The sequence below is a fragment of the Streptomyces sp. CO7 genome, assembly GCF_053474865.1.
In genome coordinates this window covers 69,173-69,630 of record NZ_JBRIOU010000006.1, presented here as the reverse complement: position 1 = coordinate 69,630, position 458 = coordinate 69,173, and the positions used below count along the sequence as shown (strand labels likewise).

Below are 458 nucleotides of genomic sequence, written 5' to 3'. Positions count from 1 at the left end.
CCCCCTACCGCCCGCGACTGCTCACCGTCCGGGGCACCGGCGAGGGCACCGACGGCCGCCGCAGCCGCGCCCTGGGAAGCCGGGGCCGCCGGGTCGGCGTCGCCCGGCCCGGCCAGGACGCCGGGGGCTCCCTGCACCTGGTCGAGACGGTGCGCGCCGCGGCGGCCCGCACCCGGACCGGCCGCGCCGACGGCCCGCTGCGGCTGCGCGGCGAGGACCTGCGCACCGCCGTCCGGGAGGGCCGCGAGGCCAACCTGATCCTCTTCTGCGTCGACGCCTCCGGCTCCATGGCGGCCCGCAAGCGCATGAGCCAGGTCAAGACCGCCGTCCTCTCCCTGCTCCTCGACGCCTACCGCCGCCGCGACAAGGTCGGCCTGATCACCTTCCGCGGGCAGGGCGCCGAACTCGCCCTGCCCCCCACCCACTCGGTGGACATCGCCGCCGCCCGCCTCGACGAC

General features: G+C 78.6%; 1 protein-coding gene. It reads left to right on the top strand.

All coding sequences use genetic code 11. The annotated features are described in order from the left end of the window. Positions 1-458 (top strand): VWA domain-containing protein (locus ACOV8S_RS21660; protein ID WP_448319563.1); only part of this gene is annotated, 458 nt, incomplete at both ends.